The following is a 21,102-nucleotide window of genomic DNA, read 5'->3' on the forward strand; positions in this document are numbered from 1 at the left end:
AGAGAAGAGAAGAGAAGAGAAGATCTAAAAGATAAAACCCCACACATAGGCGACGAGAAAAATCAGCCTGTGGATAACTCTGGAGGTGGCAAACCAGATCCCCATGCAACAAATTCGGTGATTGATGGATATGTCCAATCGGGTGGATCTGGTGCGCTTGGTAAATTCACCATGCCTGATAGCTGGACGCCGGATCCTGATTTCACCAAACGAGCTGCGCTATGGGGGGTAAACCTCAAAACCGATGTGACGCCATTTGAATTGGCTGATTTCATCACGTACTGGAAAGCCGAGGGAAAAGCATTTCATCACGACCAGTGGCAGCAGAAACTGGCGCGCAGTGTTCAACTGTCCAGGACAAAGCCAGCGAGAACGCAGCAGAGGGACGTTAACGCAGTACCAGAACCAGACAGCGAGATCCCTCCAGGCTTTCGCGGTTAACACCGGGAGCGCAGTAGCGCATTTTTTTACATCTAATGAATTACCAAAAAGGTAATAAAATATGCGCATAGCTATTGAAATTAACTCATTTGTGGTTTTAAATTACCTGAGAGGTAAATCATGAAAAGGCAGTTGCAGGCACTCGGAAGGCTCAAGACAGGCCAGATGAATAAAACCGAATCGGCTTACTGCCAGCACCTTGAGTTACGCAAGTATGCCGGGGAAATAGCCTGGTATCGGTTCGAAGGCATCAAGCTACGTCTGGCTGATAACACGTTCTACACGCCTGACTTCGCAGTGATGCTCACCACCGGTGAGATGGAACTGCACGAGGTGAAAGGTTTCTGGACCGACGACGCCAGGGTGAAAACCAAAGTTGCAGCAGACCAGTACCCGTTTCGCATCATCGGGGTAACGGTTAAGCCAAAGAAAGCGGGTGGCGGGTGGAGCGTCGAAGAGTTCTAAATCGATGATCCTTTTAGTTATCAAACTAATCAATAACTTATGCGGGTAAGCGAGGGTAATAATGGGAAGCAATATCATTGAGTTAGCGAAGTTAGGACATGAGCGCACTGCTGAACTGAAAGCATCATGCGGTGCTGTCGACGTGCGCAGCCTGGCGCAACTGATTAGCGATCTGGCTACACAGCTTGAAGTGCAATTTGTTCGTTCAACAAACATGGCAGTACAGCTCGCTAACGCCGAGAGCAAGTGCAGGGAGCTGGCGGCGGGTCACTGGCCTCGTTTGCAGGAGCAAGATATCAACGCCTTGATGCGTTTCAATGAAACATGCGAAGACGGGGAAGGGTATGACATTGGCGCAGAAGCGATGGCGCGACTTGTTGAAATAGGGCTGGCAGGTAAAGGTCCTCATGGAATCCGCAATATCACTCCATTCGGTCAGTGGGTAATTAACGCCAGGGAAGGTGAAGTGGATTTGGAGCCGTTGAAAACCGAAGAAGACAACATTGCAGAATCAGCTTTGCGAATGGCTCAACTTAGAACTGGAGCAGCCCAATGACAGCACTCAACAAACAGGCGCTGACTACTGCATGTGTGGTGACGCCATGAAAAACCACACCCACGGTGGATGCGGGCACCCAACTGGAATGTTTGATTATCACTACAACCAGTGGCTTCAGGCCGAAAATAAAACCCCAGCTACCGATGCTTTCCTGGCTGAAGTGCGGGCGCAGGCCCGCAAGGAAGGCGCTCACTTTGTTGCCAACCGAATGCTGGCGGCATGGGAGGCAGGGTTCATTGAAGATACAGCAAAGAACGCCGCTGATATTGCCCGGATGATTCTTACCTCAACTGAGTTTATGCCTAACGCGCCGCAAGGTGATTTCGACCGTTCGTTCGCTGATGGTGTGCTGGAAGACATCGCCGCCCAGCTTCGCAAAGGAGCCGCGCTATGAGCAACCGATTCTACATGCTGTGTACACGAGAAACTGTCGGGAGCAACGCGTCATTCCACTGCCACAACGGCAACGGGTATAGCTCAAACATCGACCGCGCTCACGTGTATACCCGCGAAGAGGCACAACACAGCTGGGATTTAGGTAGAGAGATTGATCAGCCAGTTTGCGCAGACAGCGTTGATTCCTTGGCTACCTGGCATGTCGACTGCCAGTACATTCCTGCTGATAGTGTTATTGAACCCGGATGCGAGTCCTACGTGGCCTACAAAAAAGGAAGCTGGAACGGCAACGATGTGTACTGGCTGCAACATGGCGGACTTCCAACAGATGACTTCAGTAAGGCATTCATTTTTGTTTCCGCTAACAAAGCGGAGCCTGGAATTGTCTGGATTCCTTTTGCCTTGGCTGACAAGGCTAAGCGCCGCACATTCAGCATCAATGAATTTAATCGCCGCACCATGGTGCATGCGGCAGGGCTGGTTATGCCTGAATGGTTGAAAAAACAAAACCGCAGGAAAAAGGCGCGAAGCGGAAAGGTTCGCTGGAATTGCCCGCACTGCGGAAAAATCAGTTGGCAGTACAACCCATATGATTTTGATGGTTGCCGCGACTACTCATGCGAAGGATGGAGACCCCAATGACAGCACTCAACAAACAGGCGCTGACTACTGAATCAGCACGCGAATCAGGAAACATCCTACTCATCGTTGCTGCCCGCATGGCTCGACGCGAATTATTCACACCACTGCATTATGTCAGCGGGCTTCCTCAAAAAGTAGTTGGCATGCGCATATTCCGCGAAGCGCTTGAGCAATGCGAGGAGACTCTTCAACGCGAGGTTTGCAAAATCGTCGATGGTCATAACCGAATGGCTAAAAAGCTCAAAGAGGCCGAGGCCAAGCTGGAAGCCGCAGAGAATCGGATCGCAGAACTGGAGGCACGGGAGGTGATGCTACCAACGCCGTACCAGAAAGGTTACGGGCTGGCTGCTGATAAATATAACTTTGCACTGGAAGAATGCGCCGACGCAATCCGCGCCGCTGGCATTGGCGTGAAGGGGGAGTGAGATGGCTAACTGGTGGATGCCCATAGCACAGTTGAAAGTTATGCGCCGTCTGGAGGCTGGAGAAACCTTGCTTCGTAGCTTGGATGATACGTATCGGTGGGAAGGCTCAAAAGAAAAATGCACCCCGACTGGACGGGCCTTAAGGAGCAAAGGGTTAATTTTTGATTATGGTTCGCGAAGCCCGAACTGGGAAGCAAAAATGCTCATTACTCCAACCGGGAAAAATGAACTCGGATATAACCGAAACCGGGAAATTGAGGACTAACCCATGACAACTAACCACCCGGCGCACGGTCCTGTATCACTCGATCGCCTGCACCAGATAAGCGAAATACTCAGCAAAGCAGCAGCACAAAGCGACGGCGGTAATCTCGGCTACGCAATGGCTGATGCTGTGAAGGTTATTGATGGGGCGATAGCTGCGTTTGGCGCTGAGCCTGTGCTTTATGCCGCTGAGGAAACTCTGGCTTATGCCAGGATGGGTGAGCTTCACCTTAAGTGCCTGTCTCAGCCAATGGGAGATGCGGTAATTCCGCTCTACACCGCACCGCCAGCACCGGTAGTGCCGCCTAAAATTGAGCCTGATTACGAGGTGATAAAAGCTATCCTACCAACTGCAAATCCTGACTTCTACGCATGTTGCGTTGCAGCTGATATGTGGAACGCCTGCCGCGCCGCCATGCTTCAGTCTGGCAACTCTCCGGTAACTCCGGATGGTTGGGATTTGGTGCCTAAGAGGCTAACCGCTGAGAACGGCGCAAAGAGTGTGCTGTCCGGTGAGTTTTCAGAAACGAAATTTATAAACTGCCCAGAGTGTTTTGGTGATGATGATTGCGAAACCTGCGACGGCAGCGGCAGAATTGAAATCACCGTTCCTGTCACATGGACGACCATCAAAGCTATTTGGGCTAAAGGTGTCGAGCATTTCGCAGCAGCACCGCAGCAGGAGGTGAAACGTGGCTAAGCTAACTTTCGTCATTGATTTTGAAGACGGTAAAGAGCCTCCTGTGCATGCTCATATGGAGGCGTTCGGTGGCAAGGTCGTGTCTGTAGCATTCCGTGATGCACTGGAGGAGCCAGAAGAGGATGGCGACTAATGGCTAAATCCGCAGCAGAACGTAAAGCAGCTCAACGTGCCCGCCAGTCAGCCGCCGGTGAGCGCAAGATGGAGATAGTGCTCGACGAGCAGGAGCATGAGATGCTGGCGCGTAATTGCGCCGCCCGTCGCCCTGGTCGTGCGCCGTATGAAATGAGCGAGTACATCGCGTTGCTAATCCGCCAGGATGATGCGCGAGTGTGTGGCCGTATCAAGTCAATCAGTGCTAACAAGTGCGGGAAGTGCGGCGATGCGCTGCCAGTTGAGTCGTGTCCGTGCGATGGTGATTCGGCATGTTGGGTGACACACGGGTGGCATGAAACGAAATTATCAGTGTGACATGTCACGATAGCGACAATAAATTGCAATGGCCGCCGACTATGGCGGCTTTGTTTTGCGTGTTACTATTACCAAAACGGTAATTATTACTTCGGTGGTAACAATGCCCGCAGAACCAAAAGCACCAAAACGCAAATCAACGCAGTATAAGCCACTCACAGCGATGCAGGAGTCTTACGCTCAGGAATATACCAAATGCCCAGAGAATCAGACGCAGGCAGCGATTAACGCAGGATTTTCTCATAAGACGGCAGCAGTAAAAGCCAGCGCCATGATGCGTGATGAGCGCATCCAGAAACGGATCGCTGAGTTGATGGAAGAGCGCAACAAGCGCCTGCGCGTCAGCGCTGATTACGTGCTGCTCCGCCTGGTGGAAATAGACCAGATGGATGTGCTGGACATCCTCGACGATGACGGTGGACTGAGGCCAATTAGCCAGTGGCCTAAAGTCTGGCGAACGTCGATCAGCGCAGTGGATATAAACCGCATCAGGATGGCGATGAAGGATGACGAGGAAGATATCGAGTCCACGCTGCAAAAAATCAAATGGCCTGACAAGGTGAAGAACCTCGAGCTTATCGGTAAGCACGTCGACGTCAACGCGTTCAAAGAGCGCCTGGAAGTTTCAGGCACCGTCACCATTGCCGACCGCATGGCGAAGGCCCGTCGTCGCGTGAAAGAGCAGGCTGGTGGTGAAGAATGACAGCCGCAGCCATGTCGCCGGAAGAACAGCTCGTTGAGGATATCGCTGGGTTCACGTATGACCCACTGGGCTATGCGACGTATGCGTTCCCATGGGGCGAAGAGGGGACAGAACTGGCGCACGCCACCGGCCCGCGTAAGTGGCAGGCCGACGCATTCCGCGAGATACGCGATCACCTTCAGAATCCTGCCACTCGTCACCAGCCTCTGATGCTGGCCCGCGCATCCGGCCACGGTATCGGTAAATCCGCCTTCATCTCGATGCTGATTAACTGGGGCATGTCTACCTGTGAAGACTGCAAGGTGGTGGTGACCGCCAACACCGACAACCAGCTGCGTACCAAAACATGGCCTGAAATCATCAAATGGTCCAACCTGGCTATTACGAAAGAGTGGTTCACCTGCACCGCCACGGCGATGTACAGCAACGATCCGGGCCACGACAAACGCTGGCGCGCTGATGCCATTCCGTGGTCTGAGCATAACACCGAGGCATTCGCCGGGCTGCACAACGAGCGTAAGCGCATCATCGTCGTATTCGACGAAGCGTCCAACATTGCCGATCTGGTGTGGGAAGTTGCCGAGGGTGCGCTGACGGACGAAGACACCGAAATCATCTGGGTGGCGTTCGGGAACCCGACGCGTAACACCGGAAGATTTCGCGAGTGCTTCCGCAAATACAAACACCGCTGGAAGTGCGCGCAGATTGATTCCCGCACCGTGGAAGGCACAAACAAGCAGCAGTTGCAGAAATGGGTGGACGACTACGGCGAAGACAGCGACTTTGTGAAAGTCCGTGTACGCGGAATCTTCCCTGATGCGTCTGAAAACCAGTTCATTCCATCCGGCCTGACGCAACCAGCTGTCGGAAGGGTTATCACTCCGGCACAGGTCCAGCACGCTGCTGTAGTTCTTGGCGTCGACCCGTCTCACCAGGGTAAAGACCCTGCGGTTATCTACCTGCGACAGGGGCTGCACTGCAAGAAACTAGGGGAGTGGCAGCGTACCACTGACGATGTGCTGTTTGCGAAAGTGATTGCAGACTTCGAGGATCAGTACCAGGCTGATGCTGTGTTTATTGATTACGGCTATGGCACAGGTCTTAAATCTGTCGGTGATAACTGGGGGAGAAACTGGACGCTGATAATGTTCGGCAGCGGTACGGCGGATCCTGAGATGGGTAATAAGCGCGGAGAGATGTATAAATCCGCCCGAGACGCGCTGAAGCTTGGCGCCCAACTTGACAGCCAGGATTTAGCCGACGAGCTGAGCGCTCCTGAATACAAGGTCAGGCTGAAGGACAGCAGGAAGATTTTACAGGACAAGGACGAGGTTAAAGAATTGCTTGGCCGGTCACCGAACAATGCTGACGCCTACGTGCTGACTTATGCCGCTCCTGTTACCAAAAAACAGTTCAACTATGGGCAGCAGCAAAACCAGCAGGGTAAGGCGTTGACTGAGTACGATCCCTATGCATGAAAAATCCCGCGCATCGGCGGGCTGATTGTGACATGTCACGACTTAAAAACCGGCGGCATAGATGCCGTTCTTTGGATAGTTTTAATTATCTCACTTTCGTAATGATCTGCTCTTTGTTTCTGAATACTCATGTACTGAACGATGGCCTGTTGTTCAGTAATTGCACCATTCCTGAGTGCTGCAATAACCATCCTCGCATAAGTATCATGGGCAATTAAAGACTCAAGGTACTCAATAGCTGATGATTCTTTGGCCTGAATTTCATGCTCGATAGCCATGAAGGATGGTGCTGGAGATGCAGTTGATACCATGATTATCACCTTAAAAAAATGCCCACCGAAGTGGGCGAACTGGAAGCAAGGGCGCCTTCCATGGCAGTTACGGGTTTGCAGCGCAACGTCATCGCAATGGCGTTCTGGTGTAAAAGTGACGGTGGTCAGCATCAAGGGAGTCTGCCACCGCCAAAGGCTACACAGCATCGTTCTTATGGGCGCTTCATCACGGTCCTAAGGCGTGATTGGGTTGTGGTACGCAATCTATTCGGCATAGCAACTCTGCGCAGATGATTCTAACAATCACCGGTGGTAGCCGGTTTAATGCCTTATTCACCACAACATTGAGAGCACTGCGCCTGTATCGGTTAGCGTCACGGGATTAACCGGTCACCCCAATGCTCTCATCGTTGCATCCTCGTCTCTTCCGAGGTGTCACACCGTATCGCCACGATGGTGAGTCGTCATGTCCGTGCTTACCTAACACTGGCTTGCACATTCCGGCTACCCGGCTGGGGAAGTAGCATCAAGGGAACCCATCCGGACCGCTGCGGCACATGTGCCATATGCCGTACATCAACCGCGTCACATCAATATCAATTACCTAAAAGGTAATATCTGATGTTATAAGTGTCAATAGCCTACGCTAAATAAATCATATGTGGTTAAATTGGTAATAATTTAATTGCGTACGGAGCTATTGCTATGTGTATCGGCAGCAAGCCATCAGTGCCAGCAGCACCAGAAGTACAGGCCGCGCCACAGGAGCAGGATGCAGCAGTTGTCAGTTCTCGTGACGACGAAGAGCGCCGCCGCCGTGCAGCCGCTGGACGCAGCTCCACTCTGCTGACTGGTGCGCAGGGCGACACCTCAACCGCAAACACCAGCGGTAAAACGCTGCTCGGTCAGTAACGGAGTAGGCAGAGATGGCGGAAACCGAAAAAGAGCGTCTGCTGAAGCAGCTCGCACAGCTGAAGAATGAGCGCACATCGTTCGAGTCACACTGGCGTGACCTGAGCGACTTCATCAATCCGCGCGGCTCTCGCTTTCTGACGTCTGATGTAAACCGTGATGATCGTCGTAACACTAAGATTATTGATCCTACCGGTTCAATGGCTCAGCGCATTCTGTCCAGCGGCATGATGTCCGGCATCACCAGTCCGGCCCGCCCATGGTTCAAACTGGCAACGCCTGACCCTGACATGATGGATTATGGTCCGGTTAAGGTGTGGCTTGAAGTCGTGCAGCGCCGTATGAACGAAGTGTTCAACAAGTCGAACCTGTATCAGTCATTGCCTGTCATGTACGCCAGCCTGGGTACTTTCGGTACCGCTGCAATGGCTGTGCTCGAAGATGACCAGGATGTGATCCGCACAATGCCTTTCCCTATTGGCAGCTACTACCTTGCTAACAGCCCGCGTGGCAGCGTTGACACATCCTTCCGCCAGTTTTCCATGACCGTGCGCCAGTTGGTGCAGGAGTTCGGTCTGGATAACGTCAGCGCATCAGTGAAAGGAATGTGGGAAAACGGCACGTATGAAACGTGGATCGAAGTTAACCACTGCATCATGCCAAACGTTAACCGCGACACCGGGAAGATGGACAGCAAGAACAAGCCGTTCCGCTCCGTGTACTTCGAGACTGGCGGCGACTCCGACAAGCTGCTGCGTGAATCCGGTTTTGATGAATTCCCGATCCTGGCTCCGCGCTGGGAAGTTAACGGCGAGGATGTTTACGCTTCATCTTGCCCTGGCATGCTGGCCCTCGGTCAGGTAAAAGCCCTTCAGGTTGAGCAGAAGCGTAAAGCTCAGCTCATCGATAAAGCTACTAACCCGCCGATGGTTGCTCCTACCTCGCTAAAAACACAGCGTGTTTCCCTGTTGCCTGGCGATGTGACGTACCTCGACGTGTTGAGCGGCCAGGACGGTTTCAAACCTGCATACCTGGTAAACCCGAATACTGCAGATCTGTTGGCTGATATTCAGGATACCCGACAGACCATCAACAGCGCCTACTTCGTTGACCTCTTCATGATGCTGCAAAACATCAACACCCGTTCTATGCCGGTGGAAGCGGTGATCGAGATGAAAGAAGAGAAACTGCTGATGCTTGGGCCGGTGCTGGAGCGACTGAACGATGAGGCTCTTAACCCGCTTATCGACCGCGTTTTCTCCATCATGGCGCGCAAGAACATGCTGCCGCAACCGCCTGACGTTATGCAGGGTATGCCGCTGCGCATCGAATATATCTCCGTGATGGCGCAGGCGCAGAAATCTATCGGCCTTACCAGCCTGTCGCAGACCGTTGGCTTCATCGGTCAGCTCGCACAGTTCAAGCCTGAAGCACTCGACAAGCTCGATGTGGATGAGGCTATCGACGCGTTCTCCGAAATGTCAGGCGTATCGCCTACCGTCATCGTTCCTCAGGAGCAGGTGCATGGTATTCGTGAAGAGCGCGCCAAGCAGGCACAAGCCGCACAGGCAATGGCAATGGGGCAGGCCGCAGCGCAGGGGGCCAAGACTCTCAGCGAAACGCAGACCACTGACCCAAGCGCGTTGACCGCAATCACTAACGCAGTGGGGGCGCAGCAGCAATGACGGATTTCGACGAAGAGGAGCTGCGCATTCAGAACGAACGCAAGAAGCACGATCTGGAACAGCGCGATATCGACGACATCCAGTTCGTTATGGGAAGCGAGCAGGGCCGCCGCGTGATCTGGTCACTGCTTGAGAAAGGCCAGGTGTTTGGAGCTTGCTTCAACGTAGATCCGCAAATCACAGCATTCAACGAAGGGCAGCGCAACCTGGCTCTGGTTCTGTTTCAGCGCGTCATGACGCACTGCCCCGATCAGTATCTGAAGATGGCCGCAGAGGCCAGTGAACAGGAGTGACCATGAATTTATTTGAACGTTTGCTGCATCGCCGTCTTTGCAATGAGCAATCCACTGAAGGTGGTCAGGCAGATACAGCATCAACGGTCAGCACTGAAGCAACTCAAGGTGCTGGCGAAACTCAGCAGCAAACTCAGGAGCAATCCAAGACGCAGGATAATTCGGAGGTCGCTGATTCTGAGAAAGGTTCTGAAGCTCAGAAAACTGAGGAAGAACTTGCTGCTGAAAAAGCCAAAACCGAAGAAGCAGAAAAGGACAAGAAGCCAGAAGGCGCTCCAGAGAAATATGAGTTCAAACCAACTGAAGGCCAGGAGCTTGATGTTGCTGCTTTGGAACAGTTTGAGCCTATCGCCCGTGAACTGAATCTGACAAACGAGCAGGCGCAGAAGATGGTCGACCTGTACGGCACCAAGATCATGCCAATGGTCCAGCAGCAACAGGTTGAAGCATGGCAGAAAACCACCGAGCAGTGGGCTGCTGATGTTAAAGCAGACAAGGAGATCGGCGGCGATAAGCTGACCGGTAACCTGAGCGCTGCACAGCGTGCTCTTGCTCAGTTCGGTACGCCTGAGCTGAAAGAATATCTGGAAGGCACTGGCCTGGGTAACCACCCTGAACTGGTCAAGGCGTTCGTGAAAATCGGTAAAGCTATGTCGGAAGACGGCATGGTCGATGGCAGTAATCAAGGCCAGCGTAGTGCGGCCGAAGTGCTTTATGGCTAATAAGAGAGGATATAACCATGGCTGTTAAAGGCGTAAATGCGCTGACGCTGGCTGACTGGGCTAAGCGTACTGATCCAAACGGGAAGGTCGATAAGATAGTCGAACTCCTTTCCCAAACCAACGAAATCCTGACGGACATGATGTTCGTTGAGGGTAACCTGCCAACCGGCCACCGTACTACCGTGCGCTCTGGTTTGCCATCTGCTACCTGGCGTTTGCTTAACTACGGCGTGCAGCCAAGCAAATCAACTACAGTACAGGTAACCGACTCCTGTGGGATGCTGGAAACTTATGCCGAAGTTGACAAGTCACTGGCAGATTTGAACGGCAACACCGCTGAATTCCGTCTGTCTGAAGACCGTGCATTCATCGAAGGCATGAACCAGCAGATGGCTCAGACGCTGTTCTATGGTGATACCAGCGTTAACCCTCAGCAGTTCATGGGGCTGTCTTCGCGTTACTCAATCAAATCAGCAGGTAACGGTCAGAACATTATTGATGCTGGTGGTACCGGTACAGATAATACCTCCATCTGGCTGGTGGTGTGGGGTGAAAACACCGTTCACGGCATCTTCCCTAAAGGCCAGAAGGCAGGATTGCAGACTCAGAACCTTGGCGAGCAGACTCTTACCGATGCCGCTGGTGGTAAATACCAGGGGTACCGGACCCACTACAAGTGGGATAACGGTCTGGCCCTGCGCGACTGGCGCTACGTTGTTCGCATCGCCAATATCGATGTGAGCGATCTGTCTGTTCCGGCTTCTGCTGCAAACATCGTCACGATGATGGTTAAAGCGCTGCACCGCGTACCTAACCTGAAGATGGGCCGCGCGGCTTTCTATATGAACCGCACCGTTGCCCAGGCTCTCGACCTTCAGTCTCTGGATAAAGCTTCTCTGGCTCTGTCCGTCAAAGAGACTGAGGGCGAATGGTGGACCACTTTCCGTGGCATCCCAATCCGTGAAACTGACGCAATTCTGGAAACAGAAGCGCGCGTTGTTTAACGCCTGTCATTAACTAATGGGCCTTAACTGGCCCATGAATGGAGAAAGAAAATGATCCTCGACAAACTGTTGATGTTCTCCGAGAAGCAGGCGGTAACAGCTTCTGCTGCTTCTACGGACGTGATTGACCTTGGTCCTATCGACGGTACCCGCCGCGATATCGGCGTTGGTTATCCGCAGGAGTTCTGGGCAACCGTTGACACAACAGCAACTGCTGCAGGTGCTGCGACCCTGAACGTTCAGTTACAGACCAGCCCGGACAACTCAACCTGGACAACTATCTACGACAGTGGTGCGCTGGCACTCTCGGCACTTACCGTTGGCAAGCGTCTGTTCTCTGCGAAGGTTCCTGCTGGTGTTCAGCGTTATCTGCGCGTGAACTATTCAGTTGGCACCGGTCCGCTGACGGCTGGCGCGTTTACCTCGGGAATTAGCCTGGATGTTGATAACAACAGCCCTTACTACCCGATTCGTTCAAAAGTGACTGGCTAAGGGGATAGCGATGTCAGGTGAAAAAGCAAAATACCGCGTCCTGCGTTTATCCCACATTCATAACAACCTCTGGCCTGAAGGTTCTGAAGTTGAGTATGACGGTGAACCAGGTACGGCGCTGGAGCCGCTGAACGATGCTGCGAAATTGGCAAAAGAGATCGCTGAAAAGCGTAAAGGAAAAGCGGTATCTGTAGCTGTCAACGGCCCAGTTTCCGCCGTTTCTCAGCAGGTAGTGGAAGAAGTGAAATCTGATGGTACTGGCGCGGTAAGCGAAGACCTTGTTCTGCTTCGACAGCAGTATGAAGATTTGCTAGGCAAGAAGCCGGGTAATAAAACGGCTGAAACGTTGGCAAAAGAGATCGCTGAAAAGCGTAAAGAACTGGGCGTCTAAGCCTCGCTAATCAAACAGGGGGCTTCGGCCCCCTTCTTGCAGGAGTCCGTTATGGATCTGGTAAACCTCAAAACCGGCACAGACACCTATCAGGATGAGGATGGTAAAACCCAGACTCGTGATGATTATCCGTGGGGCCTTTGCATTGAGTTGAACAACGAGACGCTCGCCAAGCTCAAGGCAACGCCTCAATCTGCTGGCACTGAAGTAATGATCACCGCAAAGGCAACTATTCGCTCAACTTCTACCCGCGAAACGGAAGATGGAATGCAGCATAACGCCAGTCTGCAGATCACTGATATGGCACTCAGCCCAGTATCCGGCGAGCAACCGAAGTCAGCAGCGCAAACTCTCTACGGTGGGGAGGATGATTAATGGCCTCCGTTATCGAGATCTGCAACCGCGCGCTGAGCAATATCGGCAACAGCCGCAGCATTAACAGTCTGAATGAAGCCAGTAAAGAGGCCGGACAGTGCTCTCTGCATTTTGATGCTTGCCGCGATGCTGCTTTGGCTGACTTTGACTGGAACTTTGCTACCAAGCGCGTGGCGCTGGCTGATACCAATAATCCGCCTCCTGACTGGCAATACGCTTACCAGTACCCATCTGATTGTGTTCGCATAACCGAGATCATGCCGACAGGCATACGCAATCCTACGGCTGCGCAGCGCATTGAATATGTTGTCGGTTCAAATGAGGATCTGACAGGTAAGCTCATTTACACCGATCAGCCGAAAGCGTGGTTGAAATACGTGGCGCGGGTTACTGACGTAAATATGTATGACGCCATTTTCATGGAGGCGCTTTCCTGGCGTCTGGCTGCAGCCATCAATATGGCGCTGACCGGTAGCGCAGATCTCGGTAACAACGCACTGACGATGTACAACCGCGTGATCCTGAGTGCTGGCTCACACAGCCAGAACGAATCACAGGAGCCACAACCGCCGGTAGATGAGTTCACAGCAGCGAGGTTGTCATAATGGCTTTTAGCTGGATTCAACCGAGCTTTGCCGGTGGTGAAATTGGTCCGTCACTGTATGGCCGCATTGATATGTCAAAGTATCAGGTGGCGCTTCGCAAGTGCGATAACTTCATTGTTCGTCAGTATGGCGGCGTCGAGAACCGACCAGGTACACGCTTTGTTGGCCCAGCTAAATATCCTGATCGCAAGTGCCGGTTAATCCCGTTTCAGTTCTCGACCGTCCAGACCTACGCGCTTGAGTTCGGGCATAACTATATGCGCGTCATTAAAGACGGAGCTTATGTTCTGACGACCAGTAATGTGATTTATGAGCTGGCGATGCCGTATGCTGATACCGACCTTTTCCGCATAAAATTCACGCAGAGCGCTGACGTTCTGACGCTGGTGCATCCTGCATACCCGCCGAAAGAACTGCGCCGCTACGCACACGACAACTGGCAGATCGTCGACGTCACCACCAAAAACGGACCGTTCGAAGATATCAACGTTGACGAGACAGTGAAGGTATACGCCAGCGCCAGCACCGGAACCATTACGTTGACGGCAAGTTCTGCCATCTTCGGTGCTGAGCAGGTCGGAAAACTGTTCTATCTCGAGCAGCCTGCTATTGATTCCGTACCAGTATGGGAGACCAGTAAGACCACAGCAATCAACGATGTTCGCCGTGCAGACAGCAACTACTACCGCGCCAATACTGCTGGCAAGACCGGAACACTTCGCCCTTCGCATACCGAGGGAATGTCGTGGGATGGCTGGGGAGGAACTGGCGACGGTGATACCGGAATACAGTGGGAGTATCTGCATAGCGGTTTCGGCATTGCCAGAATCTCAGCAGTAGCTGGCGATGGTCTGACAGCAACTGCAGATGTGGTTTCATTCATTCCGTCTCAGGTGGTTGGTTCTACTAAAGCCAGTTATAAGTGGGCGAAATACGCATGGAACAGTGTTAACGGCTACCCTAGCACCGTTGTTTACTACCAGCAGCGCCTGTACTTTGCAGCGTCTACCGCGTACCCACAAACCATCTGGGCAAGCCGCACTGGCGACTATAAAGATTTTGGTAAGAACAACCCGATTCAGGATGATGATCGGATCATTTACACCTACGCAGGGCGACAGGTAAATGAGATCCGCCATCTTATTGACGTTGGTAATCTGGTTGCTCTGACATCTGGCGGGGAATATACGATATCCGGAGACCAGAATAAGGTCCTCACTCCGGCGGCGTTCTCGTTCAGCTCCCAGGGGAACAACGGTTCCAGCAACGTTCCACCTATTGCCGTAGCGAACATTGCGCTATTTATCCAGGAGAAAGGCAGCGTTGTGCGTGATCTGGCCTACTCCTTCGATGTCGATGGGTACCAGGGTACTGACCTGACCATACTGGCAAACCACCTTTTCCAGAAGCATAGCATTGTTGACTGGTCCTTCTGCATCGTGCCATATAGCAGCGCGTTCTGCATCCGAGACGACGGAAAGCTGCTGGTACTGACCTATCTGCGCGATCAGCAGGTATTCGCCTGGGCACCACAATCGAGCGACGGAAAGTACGAAAGCACCTGCTCCATCAGTGAAGGCAGCGAGGATGCTGTTTACTTCGTGGTTAACCGTACCATCAATGGGCAGATCGTACGTTATATAGAGCGCCTGTCCAGTCGCCTGTTTACCAATGATGAAGATGCGTTCTTTGTCGATTGTGGTCTGAGCTACGACGGGCGAAATACGTCATCACGTACAATGACCATCAGCGGTGGCACAGATGACTGGAGCTATCAGGTCGATTATCCGGTTACTGTGAGTGGTGGGGCTTACTTCGTCAGTACGGATGTTGGCGCTCAGATTCAGTTCCCATATACCGGAACGGATCCAGACACCAACGAGCCGGTGGTTAAAGAACTGCGTGGCGACATAATTTCAGTGACCAGTAATACCGCGGTAGTCGTGCGCTTCAACCGTAACGTCCCGTCGGTACTTCGCAATGTGGCCACAACTAACTGGCAGATGGCGCGCCAGACGTTCGGTGGCCTGTCGCACCTCGAAGGTCAGACAGTAAACATCCTGTCAGATGCCAGCGTTGAGACTCAGAAGGTTGTCACTGGTGGTTCAGTCACTCTGGAGTCACCAGGTGCAGTTGTGCATATCGGACTGCCTATCACCGCTGAATTCGAAACGCTGGACATCAATATCAACGGGCAGGAAACGCTGCTGGATAAAAAGCAGGTCATCCCTACTGTCACGATGGTGGTCAACGCAAGTCGTGGAATCTGGGCAACAACTCCTGGCGGAACCTGGTATGAATATCCTCAGCGTGAATTTGAGTTCTACGACGATCCTGTTGATGACGCTACCGGCAAGGTCGAAGTAAAACTTGACAGCAACTGGGATAAAAACGGACGCGTTAAGGTTCGCCAGCTTGACCCACTTCCGCTTTCTGTTCTTGCTGTATTGCCTCGCCTTACCGTCGGAGACTTCTGATGATTAAAGCTCAGATCGTACCGGCCACCGCAGAGCATATCGAAGCCATTATTCCGCTTGTTCGTCAGGCTGATATCGATGAATTTCTGGCAACCAATGGATGGAGTCCGCGCCGCGTGCTGGAAACCGGTCTGCGCACGTCAACATTCTGCTGCGCCGGATTGATTAACGGCGAAGTGGTTACTGTCTTTGGCGTGGCTCCGGCATCAATGATAGGAGGCAGCGGCATTCCGTGGCTGGTGGGCACTGACGCGCTGGAGAAATACCAGCGTACTTTCCTGCGCCGGTGCGAAAAAGTGGTCAATGCAATGCTGACTGTTTACCCGTATCTTGAAAATTATGTTGACGCGCGTAACCACACAGCGCGCATCTGGCTTCACTGGCTGGGATTCACCATCGATGAACCTCAGCCATACGGCATTAAAAACCTACCGTTTCACCGATTCCACATGGAGAGAAAATAATGTGTAGCCCGGCTATAGCAATGGTTGCAGTCACAGTGGCATCAACTGCCGCATCAATGTACAGCCAAAACCAGCAGGCAAAATACACTTCTGCGGTAGCAGAGAAAAATGCCGATGTGGCAGAGGCTCAGGCTCAGGATTCCATAAACAGAGGTAACGCAGAAGCAGATCAGCGACGTAGAGAAATGCGCCAACGACAGGGGACTCAGGCGGCAACCATGGCAGCAACCGGTGCCGAATTAGGTAGCGGTTCATCACTGGATATCTTCGGTGATACTGCGCAGTTCGGTGCGCTTGATGCGTTGACTACGGTGAATAATGCCCAGAGAGAGGCGTATGGTTTTCGTGTTCAGGGGGCAAATTATCAGTCTCAGGCAGATTCAGCACGCAGTGCAGGAAGTTCAGGACTGACTCAGACATTACTAACCGCGCCACTGAAGGCATACGGGGCTTATCAGATGGGGGGAGGAACGTGGAATCCTTTTACGCAAAGTAAAGCCGCTCCTATCACTGCAGCGATAGGCACGCCAACCGGTCGATAAGGGGATAAAGAAATGCCAACAGTACCAACAGTCACTGGTCGTCAGGTTGAAAGTCGCGGGTTTCAGTCTCCAGGGCTACAAACATTTAATACTCCACAGATGGGCGATGTTTTAAGTGGGGTTGCTGATCAATATGTCGATGTTTTTGCACAGGCAAAGCAGCGCGCTGATGTTGCTCAGGCTCAGGATGCCTCATTACAACTCAGCCAGATTTCCAGTGATCTGCTGACTAACCCGGATACTGGGCTTCTTAACATGCAGGGAAAGAACGCTCTTGGCAAGGGGCAGGTTTATACCCAGCAATTCGATGCTCAGGCAGAGCAGATCGCGATGACATTGCCGGAAGGTGCCCGGACTGGTTTTATGCAGCAGGCTCAGCAGCAGCGTATTCAGTTCACCACCCAGGCTGGCAGGCATGAGATAAGCCAACTCAATGCCTATGAAGAAGGTCAGTTCCAGGCGACTCTGGCGAATAACGGTAAACTGGCTGCTGCCGCCTATGGTGATAATGCAAATTATGTTCTCTACAACAAGCAAACTTTCCAGCAGATCGAAGATTACGGCGCCGCTCATGGCTGGAGTTCTGAACAGATTCAGGCCAAAAAGATTGAGTTCAAAGAGAAGGTCGCCGATGCTTCCCTTTCTCAATGGTCGGCAAATAATTCTATCGAGTTCATCCAGAGTAATGGCGAGTTAAGCGATACGGTTACCGGTTCCCGCCGTGCTGTATCAGAAGGTGGTTCTGGTGATAGCGCCCGTGGTATTCGCAACAACAACCCCGGCAACCTCGAGTACAGCAAAACCAATCCGTGGGTGGGACAAACCGGTGATGATGGTCGATTTGCGAAATTCGAAACGCCAGAGCACGGTATTCGGGCGCTTGGTCGCAACTTGCTGTCATACCAGAGACAGGGTATTGATACTGTCAGCGACATCATTAACCGCTGGGCCCCGCCGTCTGACAATAACGACACTGACGCCTACATTCAGGCAGTATGTGCTCAACTCGGCGTGACTCCTGACCAGCCGCTTGACGCATCAAACCCTGATACGTTAAAGGCTTTGTGTGCTTCCATTATCCAACATGAGAACGGCAGCCAGCCGTACAGTGATCAGCAACTTGCTACCGGTGTTAGTGCGGCCATCGGTCTGTCACAACTTCCTACCAGCACCAAACGCTACACGGGCAACGCGGCATTTGACGCTGCATCTCCGGAGGCCCAGGCGACATTCCTTCGCCAGGCTGACCAAATCCGTAAGCAGCAGCAGGCGGAGTATCGCACCAATATCGACAGCCGTGTGCGTGATGCCAGTGCAGCATACATGCGCGGCGTTGACTTCCCTGATGCTCCTACGCAGAACGACTTCCTCGCCGCCTACGGCGTGCGGGAGGGAAATCTACGCTATACCGAGTTTCGCAACACGCAGATTGCCGGACAGTACATCGGCTCGTTCCGCAACATGCCTACTAGCAGCATTCAGGCGGCAGTAGAAAACTTGAAGCCAGATACCGGTGAAACTGGTGAAGGATATGCAGCGCGTGCCCAAACCTATGACGCCGTTGTCTCTGCTGCCAGTACTGTTCTCGCGCAACGTAAAGCAGACCCAATTCAGTTTTCACTTTCTTCCGGGCAAACAAAGCCTATCGATATGACCAACCAGAACAATTTCAGCCAGACGATTGCCCTTCGGGCGTCTCAGGCTGTAGATCTGGCTAAATCATACGGCACGCCGCTGACGTTCTTTTCCAAAGATGAAGCTAATCAAATCGGGGCTTTCTTCCGCGATGCACCAGTTTCTCAACAGTCTGCATATCTCGACACCATCCGGCAGAGCACCGGAGGCGGTCAGGTATATATGTCGGCGCTTCAGCAGATCAGCACCAATGCCCCATCGGCAGCTGTCGCCGGGATCCTTATGGATAAGCCAGGCGGTGTTGTGGCTGAGAAAAACTGGTTTAACCCTGATGTTTCTGTATCACCTGAATCTGCAGCACAAACCATCCTTTCTGGTGCAGCCGCTCGCAAAGGTACAGATGATGTGAAAGGCATACCAATGCCGAAAGATAACGATCTTCGTCTTGAGTTCTCTGACATGGTGAAGGATGCGTTTGCCGGTGACGCGCATGGCGCATCAATGGCCTACGAAATAGCGAAGGACTATTACGCTGGCGTGATGGCGAAGAAGGGTGTTGTATCAGGTGAGATTGACAGTGACACATGGAAGCAGGCTGTTAACGTAGCTACTGGCGGCGTACATGACTATAACGGCATGGGAAGCGTGCTGTTACCGTGGGGTATGTCTGCCGAGCAATTTGATAAACAAGTTGATCAGGCCTGGAAAACACAGGTGACTGATGCAGGAATAAAAGCCCCGCCAGGGCAGTATGGGCTGCAAAGCTATGGAGATAGCCAGTATCTGGTGAAGCTCGGCACCGGGTATTTGCTGAAAGATGATGGAACTCCTGTCGTTATCGATCTCACACAACAGCGCCAGAGGTTCTCAGAGGGGATCCCGCAATGAGTTACTTTGGTCTTAACGCTGTTAACCAGAATCAGCAACTGGATGAAGCAGCGTCTAACCAAGCAGGATTTAACACCGATGTCGGCTTCTTCGATAACTCAGGTACCGCTGCGGTATCAGGTCTGTATTCTGGACTGGTTGCCAAACCTGACCAGCTTCTATGGGCTGGAATGGATAAGATCGTCTCGCCCATCGCGAAATTCGTTAACGAAAATACTTCCATTAACGACACTTCTGCCGAGTACATTGCGGAACAGCGTAAGCTCGCAGAGCAACAGGTTAAACGCCTGACGCCTGACGCAGCAACAACAGGCACCGCTGGTCAGGTTCTTCATGGTCTGTTCGACATGGGCGGGCAGGCGGTCGTTGGTACACTGCTTTCTGGTCCTGCCGGCGGGGCTGCCGCCGTCACTGCGTTGCAGGGTTTCTCTGAGTTTGAACGCTTGACTGCTCAGGGAGTAGATTTCAGGACTGCTCAGGAAGCTGGTCTGGTGCAGGGTGTCACAGCTGGCGCTGGTACATTGATCCCTATGAGCCTCGGTCTACGAGCTGGTGGTGCGCTGGCAGAAAGTGTTGGCGCACAACTGGCGAGAACAGGTGAAAGTGCTGTGCGTAATGTTGCAGCTACTGCTGTTCGCGCCGCTCCAGACATCGCATACGCAGCCGGAACTAACATTGCCTTTGGCATGGCGCAGCGTGGTCTAACAGCAAAGACACTGCGTGATGGCGGTTATAACGAAATGGCGAATCAATATGATGTATTTGATCGCCAGTCTATCGCCATTGATGCTGTTCTTGGTGTGGCGTTTGGTGGTGTAGGTCGGTTCCTTAACGCCCGCGGTGAGAGCGTTGCAATTCCTGAATTTTCCCCGGCTGAGGTGGATGCAGCACTGGCATCCAATGCCTCACATCACGCTGAGATTGATGTTGCTCCTGGTGTACCGGTTAATGTCCTGTCACGTGATGCGCATATACAGGCACTACAGAAGGCGATGAATGACGTAAGCCAGGGCCGTGCAGTTGATGTGGCCAGCATTGCCGAACCTGCATCATTTAGTGATATCCCAGGGCGGAGAAACCTTATTTCTCAGGCGATTGATGAAACGCTGTATCGTACAGATGAAGGCAGTACTCAGGTTGCAGTTGATACCAGGGCGCTTGAGCAGCAAGCGGCGCAGGCTTTAGACGTTGAGCAGGTTAATCAGTTGCAGACGGATATCACTGGCATCGAGAGATCCATTGAAAGTCTCAATCAGGAACGCTCTGGAGTGCTGAACGAACAACCATCCGGCAGTGGGCGTGAGTTGTCCAGAGCACGCGCAGCGCGTCAGGAAAGGCTTCGTGATATTGAACAGCGTATCAATGACGAGTCGGTCAGACTTCAGGCGGCAAAGGATAATCTGGCAGCGAATGTTGAGGGTGGGGTTAACTTTGAGGCGCGTGCTGAATTAGCCAGACGTCAGCAGGCAGAAAGTGATCTCAATGATCAGGCGGTTTCATTCTACAAAACAGCAGAGGTCCGTACTCCTGACGAGGCTGCACCTTTTGAACCCGGTGCCTTATTGCGGCAGGCAGAGCAAAGGCCAACAGTGGAACAGGCTGGAGATATGGATCTGCGTATCGCTGAAGACTCATTGGTTGAGTCTCCGGACATGATGATCACCGTCCTTGATGATGAAGGAAACCCGCAGTCGCGAAGCGCTCGGGAAGTGCTGGACGAAGCAAACAGAGATAACGAACAGGCGATACAGGATTCCAGCCTCTTTGATGTGGCTGTCTCGTGTTTCTTGAGAGGGTAATT

The 21,102-nt window shown here is 52.6% G+C and carries 27 protein-coding genes; 26 read left to right on the forward strand and 1 reads right to left on the reverse strand.

Annotated elements, in window-relative coordinates; translation table 11 throughout:
- From FDW98_RS07555 to FDW98_RS07605, 12 genes are all read left to right on the forward strand, one after another.
- Positions 1–441, forward strand: a 441-nt coding sequence (locus tag FDW98_RS07555; RefSeq protein ID WP_249935697.1) for a DnaT-like ssDNA-binding domain-containing protein, incomplete at its 5' end; no start/stop codon positions are given.
- Between the two features lie 120 nt (positions 442–561).
- Complete coding sequence (locus FDW98_RS07560) at positions 562–906, forward strand: DUF1064 domain-containing protein (RefSeq protein WP_137398805.1); 345 nt, start codon at positions 562–564, stop codon at positions 904–906.
- 61 nt (positions 907–967) lie between these two features.
- The gene (locus FDW98_RS07565) at positions 968–1,462 is read left to right on the forward strand and encodes a hypothetical protein (protein WP_137398806.1); all 495 of its coding nucleotides are present in this window, start codon (positions 968–970) and stop codon (positions 1,460–1,462) included.
- A gap of 31 nt (positions 1,463–1,493) precedes the next feature.
- Positions 1,494–1,859: a hypothetical protein gene (locus FDW98_RS07570; RefSeq protein ID WP_249935700.1), complete on the forward strand. Its 366-nt coding sequence runs from the start codon at positions 1,494–1,496 to the stop codon at positions 1,857–1,859.
- Positions 1,856–2,503 carry a hypothetical protein gene (locus FDW98_RS07575; protein ID WP_137398807.1) on the forward strand — a complete coding sequence of 216 codons (648 nt, stop codon included), beginning with the start codon at positions 1,856–1,858 and terminating at the stop codon, positions 2,501–2,503. The genes FDW98_RS07570 and FDW98_RS07575 overlap by 4 nt, the downstream gene beginning before the upstream one ends.
- Positions 2,500–2,928: a hypothetical protein gene (locus tag FDW98_RS07580; RefSeq protein WP_249935698.1), complete on the forward strand. Its 429-nt coding sequence runs from the start codon at positions 2,500–2,502 to the stop codon at positions 2,926–2,928. The genes FDW98_RS07575 and FDW98_RS07580 overlap by 4 nt, the downstream gene beginning before the upstream one ends.
- 1 nt (position 2,929) lies before the next feature.
- On the forward strand, positions 2,930–3,193 hold the full coding sequence (locus FDW98_RS07585; protein WP_137398808.1) for a hypothetical protein: 264 nt from the start codon (positions 2,930–2,932) through the stop codon (positions 3,191–3,193).
- Between the two features lie 3 nt (positions 3,194–3,196).
- Complete coding sequence (locus FDW98_RS07590; protein WP_137398809.1) at positions 3,197–3,892, forward strand: hypothetical protein; 696 nt, start codon at positions 3,197–3,199, stop codon at positions 3,890–3,892.
- Positions 3,885–4,025 carry a hypothetical protein gene (locus tag FDW98_RS23375; RefSeq protein WP_170975198.1) on the forward strand — a complete coding sequence of 47 codons (141 nt, stop codon included), beginning with the start codon at positions 3,885–3,887 and terminating at the stop codon, positions 4,023–4,025. Before FDW98_RS07590 ends, FDW98_RS23375 begins: the two co-directional genes overlap by 8 nt.
- Positions 4,025–4,363 (forward strand): hypothetical protein, encoded by a 339-nt coding sequence (locus FDW98_RS07595; protein WP_137398810.1) that lies wholly within the window; start codon positions 4,025–4,027, stop codon positions 4,361–4,363. Before FDW98_RS23375 ends, FDW98_RS07595 begins: the two co-directional genes overlap by 1 nt.
- A gap of 22 nt (positions 4,364–4,385) precedes the next feature.
- Positions 4,386–5,066: a terminase small subunit gene (locus tag FDW98_RS07600; protein WP_170975201.1), complete on the forward strand. Its 681-nt coding sequence runs from the start codon at positions 4,386–4,388 to the stop codon at positions 5,064–5,066.
- On the forward strand, positions 5,063–6,544 hold the full coding sequence (locus FDW98_RS07605; RefSeq protein WP_137398812.1) for a terminase: 1,482 nt from the start codon (positions 5,063–5,065) through the stop codon (positions 6,542–6,544). The genes FDW98_RS07600 and FDW98_RS07605 overlap by 4 nt, the downstream gene beginning before the upstream one ends.
- Positions 6,545–6,579: 35 nt before the next feature.
- Here the strand turns inward: FDW98_RS07605 and FDW98_RS07610 are convergent, their stop codons facing one another.
- The gene (locus FDW98_RS07610) at positions 6,580–6,987 is read right to left on the reverse strand and encodes a hypothetical protein (protein WP_137398813.1); all 408 of its coding nucleotides are present in this window, start codon (positions 6,985–6,987) and stop codon (positions 6,580–6,582) included.
- Positions 6,988–7,521: 534 nt separating this feature from the next.
- Here FDW98_RS07610 and FDW98_RS07615 point away from each other — a divergent pair.
- Genes FDW98_RS07615 through FDW98_RS07680 form a run of 14 tightly spaced genes read left to right on the forward strand, consistent with a single transcriptional unit; the run spans position 7,522 to position 21,100 of the window.
- Entirely contained in the window at positions 7,522–7,728 is a 207-nt protein-coding gene (locus tag FDW98_RS07615) for a hypothetical protein (protein WP_000334867.1), read from the forward strand.
- Between the two features lie 14 nt (positions 7,729–7,742).
- Complete coding sequence (locus FDW98_RS07620) at positions 7,743–9,413, forward strand: portal protein (protein WP_137398814.1); 1,671 nt, start codon at positions 7,743–7,745, stop codon at positions 9,411–9,413.
- Complete coding sequence (locus tag FDW98_RS07625) at positions 9,410–9,706, forward strand: hypothetical protein (protein ID WP_137398815.1); 297 nt, start codon at positions 9,410–9,412, stop codon at positions 9,704–9,706. The genes FDW98_RS07620 and FDW98_RS07625 overlap by 4 nt, the downstream gene beginning before the upstream one ends.
- Before the next feature lie 2 nt (positions 9,707–9,708).
- Positions 9,709–10,428, forward strand: a complete 720-nt coding sequence (locus tag FDW98_RS07630) for a peptidase (RefSeq protein ID WP_137398816.1) — start codon at positions 9,709–9,711, stop codon at positions 10,426–10,428.
- A gap of 17 nt (positions 10,429–10,445) precedes the next feature.
- Positions 10,446–11,432 (forward strand): major capsid protein, encoded by a 987-nt coding sequence (locus FDW98_RS07635; protein ID WP_137398817.1) that lies wholly within the window; start codon positions 10,446–10,448, stop codon positions 11,430–11,432.
- Positions 11,433–11,483: 51 nt separating this feature from the next.
- Positions 11,484–11,924 (forward strand): Bbp16 family capsid cement protein, encoded by a 441-nt coding sequence (locus FDW98_RS07640; RefSeq protein ID WP_137398818.1) that lies wholly within the window; start codon positions 11,484–11,486, stop codon positions 11,922–11,924.
- A 10-nt stretch (positions 11,925–11,934) separates the two neighbouring features.
- A complete protein-coding gene (locus tag FDW98_RS07645) occupies positions 11,935–12,315 on the forward strand; it encodes a hypothetical protein (protein ID WP_137398819.1) in 381 nt (126 codons plus the stop codon).
- 51 nt (positions 12,316–12,366) lie between these two features.
- The gene (gene gp10, locus FDW98_RS07650) at positions 12,367–12,690 is read left to right on the forward strand and encodes a capsid staple protein (RefSeq protein WP_003037867.1); all 324 of its coding nucleotides are present in this window, start codon (positions 12,367–12,369) and stop codon (positions 12,688–12,690) included.
- Positions 12,690–13,295, forward strand: coding sequence for a hypothetical protein (locus FDW98_RS07655; RefSeq protein ID WP_000179045.1), 606 nt, complete (start codon positions 12,690–12,692; stop codon positions 13,293–13,295). Before gp10 ends, FDW98_RS07655 begins: the two co-directional genes overlap by 1 nt.
- The gene (locus tag FDW98_RS07660; RefSeq protein WP_137398820.1) at positions 13,295–15,772 is read left to right on the forward strand and encodes a hypothetical protein; all 2,478 of its coding nucleotides are present in this window, start codon (positions 13,295–13,297) and stop codon (positions 15,770–15,772) included. Before FDW98_RS07655 ends, FDW98_RS07660 begins: the two co-directional genes overlap by 1 nt.
- On the forward strand, positions 15,772–16,236 hold the full coding sequence (locus tag FDW98_RS07665) for a hypothetical protein (protein WP_137398821.1): 465 nt from the start codon (positions 15,772–15,774) through the stop codon (positions 16,234–16,236). The genes FDW98_RS07660 and FDW98_RS07665 overlap by 1 nt, the downstream gene beginning before the upstream one ends.
- Positions 16,236–16,778, forward strand: a complete 543-nt coding sequence (locus FDW98_RS07670; protein ID WP_137398822.1) for a hypothetical protein — start codon at positions 16,236–16,238, stop codon at positions 16,776–16,778. The genes FDW98_RS07665 and FDW98_RS07670 overlap by 1 nt, the downstream gene beginning before the upstream one ends.
- Before the next feature lie 12 nt (positions 16,779–16,790).
- Positions 16,791–19,301 carry a hypothetical protein gene (locus FDW98_RS07675; RefSeq protein ID WP_137398823.1) on the forward strand — a complete coding sequence of 837 codons (2,511 nt, stop codon included), beginning with the start codon at positions 16,791–16,793 and terminating at the stop codon, positions 19,299–19,301.
- A complete protein-coding gene (locus FDW98_RS07680; protein WP_137398824.1) occupies positions 19,298–21,100 on the forward strand; it encodes a hypothetical protein in 1,803 nt (600 codons plus the stop codon). Before FDW98_RS07675 ends, FDW98_RS07680 begins: the two co-directional genes overlap by 4 nt.
- Positions 21,101–21,102: the final 2 nt, after the last annotated feature.

Source organism: Citrobacter sp. wls711, from assembly GCF_005281055.1.
GTDB lineage: Bacteria > Pseudomonadota > Gammaproteobacteria > Enterobacterales > Enterobacteriaceae > Citrobacter > Citrobacter gillenii.